Source organism: Collinsella sp. D33t1_170424_A12 (genome assembly GCF_015554865.1).
Lineage (GTDB): Bacteria > Actinomycetota > Coriobacteriia > Coriobacteriales > Coriobacteriaceae > Collinsella.
In genome coordinates, this window is sequence record NZ_JADNJJ010000047.1 from 1 (window position 1) to 6,033 (window position 6,033).

The 6,033-nt window shown below is 66.8% G+C and carries 3 protein-coding genes; 2 read left to right on the plus strand and 1 reads right to left on the minus strand.

All coding sequences use genetic code 11. The features are described from left to right. Both I2E26_RS02405 and metA read left to right on the plus strand, forming a co-directional pair. A partial coding sequence (locus I2E26_RS02405) for an HRDC domain-containing protein (RefSeq protein WP_195419478.1) occupies positions 1 to 934 on the plus strand: 934 nt, incomplete at its 5' end. A 594-nt stretch (positions 935 to 1,528) separates the two neighbouring features. Then, positions 1,529 to 2,449, plus strand: a complete 921-nt coding sequence (metA, locus tag I2E26_RS02410; RefSeq protein ID WP_195419479.1) for a homoserine O-succinyltransferase — start codon at positions 1,529 to 1,531, stop codon at positions 2,447 to 2,449. A gap of 719 nt (positions 2,450 to 3,168) precedes the next feature. Here the strand turns inward: metA and I2E26_RS02415 are convergent. After that, positions 3,169 to 6,033: insulinase family protein (locus I2E26_RS02415; protein ID WP_195419480.1), on the minus strand; the 2,865-nt coding region annotated here is incomplete at its 5' end.

Consider the following 6,033-nt stretch of genomic DNA (forward strand, 5'->3'; position numbering starts at 1 on the left):
GAGCTGCTATCTGCTGTGGAACGGCCGCGACTTCGCGCTGCGCCGCATGATGATCGACCGCGACCCGGACGATGACGCGCTGGACGAGGAGCAGCGCGAGCAGGCGCGCGCGAATCGGTACCGGCTCCTCGGCCAGATGGAGGGCTACTGCCAGACAACGGGCTGCCTGCGCGAGTACATCCTGCGCTACTTCGGTGACGAAGCGGCAGCGGGCGAACTGCTGCACGAGGTGCGCGATCAGGCGGCGGGCTGCGGCGCCTGCTCCAACTGCCTGGGCGCGTTCGAGGTCGAGGACGTGACGGAGGCTGCTCGCGAGGCGGTGCGCTTCGTGGCGGCGCGGCCGGGCCGGTTCGGCAAGGTGTTGATCGCCGATGCTCTGCACGGCTCGAAGGCCGAGAAGGTGCTGCGCGTGCACTTGGACGAGGCGGAAGGGTACGGCGCGCTGCACGCCATGCCCATCGCGCATATTCGCAAGCTGCTGGACCAGCTGGCGGGGCGCGGTTATCTGGCGGCATCGCAGGGCGAGTATCCGGTGCTGGAGCTGGGACCGCGCGCGGTGGAGGTGCTGGGCGACGCGGAGGGCCGCTTCCGGTTCTCGGTGAAGCGCCCGGCGGGTAAGCGCGCTCAGTCGTCGAGGGCGCAGCGAGCCGTGGACCTGCTGCGCGACGAGGCGGCGCTGGATGCGCGCCCGCGTGTGGGCGACGACGCGGAGCTCTTCGAGCGCCTGCGCGCCTTGCGTACCGAGCTGGCACGCGAGCGCCAGTGGGCGCCGTATATGGTGTTTGCCGATAAGGCCCTGCGCGGCATGTGCCGCCAGCGTCCGCGCACGCGCGACGAGCTGCTGGAGGTCTCGGGCGTGGGCGAGAAGAAGGCCGACGACTTCGGTGAGCGCTTCCTATCCGAGATCGCCGCGTTCGAGGACGGGCAGCGGTAGGAGGCGCCGGGGGTCTGCGCCGCATCGTTGCGGCGAGGGGCGTGCGCGTCGTGTCGAGGAAGGGTGCGTCGGTGCATGCTGGTGCGCCATTTGACGGTGCTGGGTGCAAAACGCATATTTTTTAGGTTCTTCTGTATAGGTTTTGCCGTAAAGCCTGACTGCTGGGCGCCGCGGGCCCGTTTTCGACGGTCTTGTGGCAGTAAACGCAAAAAATGAGTCTTTTGCTGCAGGCTGCAGCGACCATCGTGCGGGTACGTTGCTAATTTGAACATGATCCGCGCGTCGAGCAGGACGTTTTGGCCTCCCATCTCGCCTCGGCAACCTCTATTGACGAACATATGTGGCGTATCTTTTTATGCATCACATCATTGCGGCTGCCAAAAGACTCAAATCTTGCATTTAATGCCCGGCGGCCCCTGCCCCTTTAAGCGATCGGGCTATTATGCGCCCCGGCGCCATCGAGCGGTCTGGAATCGGCTGGCGGCGCGCTCTGCAGGGGGCTCCCGCGCGCGGAATTCACGCGATGGGGGTTGAAATAAGCGGGTATCGTATTCTGTACGTGTACCGAGAGAACCGAGCAACCGCGAGGTGACCATGCCCATTCGAATCCCCGACGCCCTTCCGGCAACAGAGACGCTCGAGAGCGAGAACATCTTCGTGATGACCGAGTACCGCGCGCTGCATCAGGACATCCGTCCGCTGCGCGTGCTCATCTTGAACCTCATGCCCACGAAGGTCGCCACCGAGACGCAGATCATGCGCAAGCTTTCCAACACGCCGCTGCAGGTGGACGTGGAGCTGCTGCGAACCGCCAGCCATGAAGCAGCGCATGTGTCGGCGAGTCATCTCGACACGTTCTACCGCACGTTCGTCGAGGTGGAAAACGACTACTACGACGGCCTCATCATCACGGGCGCGCCGGTGGAGCAGATGCCGTTCGAGGAGGTCGACTACTGGCCCGAGCTCTGCCGCATCATGGATTGGTCCACCACGCACGTGCACTCCACGCTGCACATCTGCTGGGGCGCGCAGGCCGGCCTCTACCACCATTACGGCATCGACAAGCACGACCTGCCGCAGAAAGCGTCCGGTGTGTTCGAGCATCGCATCCTCAAGGCGTCGAGCCCGCTCGTTCGCGGCTTCGACGATCGCTTCTGGGCGGTCCACTCGCGCAACACCGACGTGCGCATCGAGGACGTGGAGGCGTGCGCGGAGCTCGAGATCGTGGCGGCGTCGGATGAGGTGGGTCTCTACCTGGTGAAATCGACCGATAGCCATCGGTTCTTCGTGTTCGGGCACCCCGAGTACGACCGAGAGACACTCAAGCTCGAGTACGAGCGCGACGTGGCGCGCGGCATCGATCCACAGGTTCCGCGCAATTATTTCCCTGATGACGATCCGTCCCGCGAGCCGCGCAACACCTGGCGCTCGCAGGGTCAGCTCCTCTATACCAACTGGCTCAACTACTACGTGTACCAGACGACGCCTTACGACATCGAGCGCGTGGGCGCGTAGGGGTGCTTCGGCTCGGGGCCGTCGCGAGCGGAGGGCGCCTGCGGCCTGCCGTCGGTGTTTGTTCATGGAGGGCCCCTCGTGCCGAAAACCTGACGCGAATGGCGGCGCCTGGGGCTTACCGTCGCTTTTTGTGCACGAAGGGGCGCCTCATACCGGAAAGCCGACGCATACGATGGCGACTGAGACTTAGTGTCAGTTTTGGGTGCGAAAGGGCGCTTCGGCCCTGAAAACCGTCGCGAGCGAAGGGCGCCCGCGGTTTTCTCCCGCGAGGGACGCTTGCGAGGGCCCCTAGGCGTCAGGAATCCGCGCATCGCTGCCGCTGCCGTCAGGGATCCGTGCAGGGTGGCCCTTTCAATCCGGAAAGCTGACGCGAGCGGGCGCCGCCCGCGGCTTGCCGTCGGGTTTTACGCACGAGAGGTCCCGCGTGCTGGAAAGCTGACGCATGCGGCGGCGCTTGAGGTTTGGCGTCGGTTTTTGTTTACGGTTGCGCTTCGGCTTTGAAAGCTGGCACGAAAGGGGGCACCCGATTCCCGGCCCCGAGCTCGCAGCCCCGAGATCTGGCCCGTCCGCATCCTGCCGCCGCGGCGCCCATTCCACCCGCGCTCGGGCACCTGGTCCGTTCGCATTCTGTCGCGGCAGCGCCCATCCCGCCCGCGCCCGCTGACGCCCGGCGTCGCGCGCCGCGCGCCGTGTCGGGCGCGCGGCGCGCGGGCGGGCGCTTACGCCATCAGGTCGATCACGTTAAGGTCGGCCTCGCTCGCCTGAAGGATCTCGCGCCCGCCGAAGGCGCACAGCGGTGCCTCCGCGGCCACGCGCGAGACGGCGGCACCGAGCTCGCGCAGATGCTCGGGCGTGGTGGCAAGCAGCTCCTCGCGCAGCTGCGCCCGCCAGGTGGCGGGGCGCTTGGCCAGGTAGTTGATGTCCTGGCGCTTGGCGAGCCCATAGGGCTTCACGGGTGCGTCGAATCCTGCGGCGCAGCTCACGATGAGGCCGTCGAAGGCATCTGCATCGGGCTCGTACGACGCCAGCCACGCGCCCGCCTGGGCGATGCGCTCGAGCGATGGGTCGACAGCGGGGTCGCGGTAGGTGTAGAACGCGAGCTGCGAGCCCGTCACCGAGCGGAAGCCGCAGCCGTAGGCACCGCCCTTCACGCGGATCTCGTTCCAGAGGTACTCGTAGGTGAGCGCCTGCGAGACCGCGCTCCACGAGCCGTCGGTTTCGATACCGAGTACGCGCGGGTCGGTGGCGCGGGCCACGTAGCAGACGTCGCTGGGGATGATGAACGCCTCGCGCTTGGGTTCGGGCATGGGGACGTACAGCTCCTTGGCGGGCGCGGTGCGCGGGGCCAGGCCCAGGTTGCCGGCTGCCTCCCAATAGCGGCGGTAATCCTCGTTGCTGCCGGTGAAGCTCGTCACCAGCCCGGTCGATGTGAAGATGCGCTCTTGCAGCTCGCGCAGCGTGGCGCACAGCTCGTCCTTGCGCTCATCGAAATGGTCGAGCAGGTCGCGCAAGAAGCGGTAGAAGTCGACGCCCGACAGCTTCTGGGCGACGACCGCGGCAGGGGAGACGTAGGACAGCGCGCGGCCGAGCGCCGCCTGGTGCCCGGCGTTGAGGAACGACTGCTCCATGCCGATGCGCATCTGCACGAGCACGTCGTGGATGCGGTCGGTGTCTTCGAACACGGTCTCGCTCCACACCTCGCGCGGGATGCGCGCGAGGTACTCGATCTTCTCGGACAGGGCGCCGGCCGATACGGTGAGCTTGGGCGCGGCGAGCTTCCAGTTGGGCTGGCCGATCACCTCGCAGCGGAACGACAGGAAGCCCAGGTTGGAGTCGATATAGCTGTCGAGCTCGGAGGCCGTGCGGTTCTTGGTGGCGAGCTGCTGCATGAGGCGCGCGAGGATGGTGGCGTAGGGGAGCTCGGCGAACGAGAGGTGGGAGATGTCGAAGTAGGCCACCGCGTAGGCGAGCTGGTGCGTCGGGATGTCGTGCTTGAGGCAGGGCAGCGGCGCCTGCGTATCGAGCGCAAACGAGGGCTCGGGGCGCGCCTCGCCGATATCGGAGACGTGCAGGCGCGGGAGCGTCGCCTTGGCCTCCGGCGCGTCCTCGGCCTCCTGAGCGGCGCGCAGGGCGTCGACGTTGGCGCGGACCTCGTCACGGGCTTCATCGGACATCCGTGCGAGCGCGGCTGCGAGCTCGGCCTCCTCGCCGGCGTCCCCTTCGGTCGCGTCGCCCGCGACGGGCGCGAGCTCGACGAGGGCGCGGTGCTCGCTTTCCAGTACGAGCTCGCGCAGCAGGTCCTCGAAATAGGTGGTATCCAGCAGCTCGCGCAGCTCGGCGTAGATGGGTGCGTACTGCAGGGCCAAGGTGGCGTCGTCGTCGCTGTAGAGCCAGGTGCCCAGCGCGTCGCAGGCTATGGCCACGCCGTCGGGGTAGCCGAAGTCGCGCTGGCGCAGGTCGTATTCCTCGCTGGCGAGCACGGCCTCGAGGCGCTCGCGCGGGATGCCGTCCTCCACCAGGCGGCGGCACTCGTCCTCGACGATGCGCTGCAGCTCGCGCGCAGCTTCGGGCTCGGCGTTTTGCACCATGATGAGCTCGTAGGGCTGCAGGCGGTCGCCCGCGGTGTAGCTGGTGATGTTGCCGCCCAGGTTCGCCGCCATGAGGGCCTTCTTCACCGGCGCCTCGTTGGAACCCAGGATGGCGTCGAAGATCATGTCGGCGGCGACCAGGCGCTTGCGGTCGTGCGCGGTGCCTATGACGTAGGCGAGGCCTGCCATGGCGTTCTCGGGCGTGGTGCGCATCTCGATACGCTTATGCTTGCAGATGACGGGCGCCTGCATCTCGAGCGCGTTGGGCGCGCCGGCGCCGGCGCGCGAGGCGCGGTTCTCGCGCGAGAGGAACTCGTCGTCCAAAAAGGCGAGGAAACGATCGATATCGAGGTCGCCATAGAGCGTGATGTAGCTGTTGGCGAGGTTGTAGTGGCGGGCGTGGTTGTCGAGGAACCCCTCGTAGGTGAGCGTGGGGATCGCGCGGGGGTTGCCGCCCGATTCGAACGCGTAGGCGGTGTCGGGGAACAGCGCGCCGTTGATGGCGTTGTCCAACACGTCCATGGGGTCGGACAGGGCGCCCTTCATCTCGTTGAACACCACGCCGTTGTAGCGCAGGCGGTCGTCGGCGGGTGTCTCGCCGCGGTCCAGTTCGTAGTGCCACCCCTCCTGCTCGAAGATGGCGCGCTTGGTGTAGATGGCGGGGTTGAGCACGGCGTCCATGTAGACGCTGGCGAGGTTCATGAGGTCTTGCTCGTTGGTGGAGGCGACCGGGTAGACGGTCTTGTCCGGATAGGTCATGGCGTTCAGGAACGTCTGCATCGAGCTCTTGATGAGGTCGACGAAGGGCTCCTTCACGGGATAGCGGTCCGAGCCGCACAGGACCGAGTGCTCCAGGATGTGGAAGACGCCCGTGTCGTCGGCCGGCGGCGTCTTGAACGCGATGGAGAACGACTTGTTCTCGTCCTGGCAGGGCAGGTACAGCAGGCGGGCGCCAGATGCGTCATGGCGCAGCACGTAGGCGTCGGCATCGAGTTC

Coding starts and splice junctions, on each gene's coding strand:
- metA (WP_195419479.1), top strand. CDS start 1,529: ATGCCCATTCGAATCCCCGACGCCCTTCCGGCAACAGAGACGCTCGAG.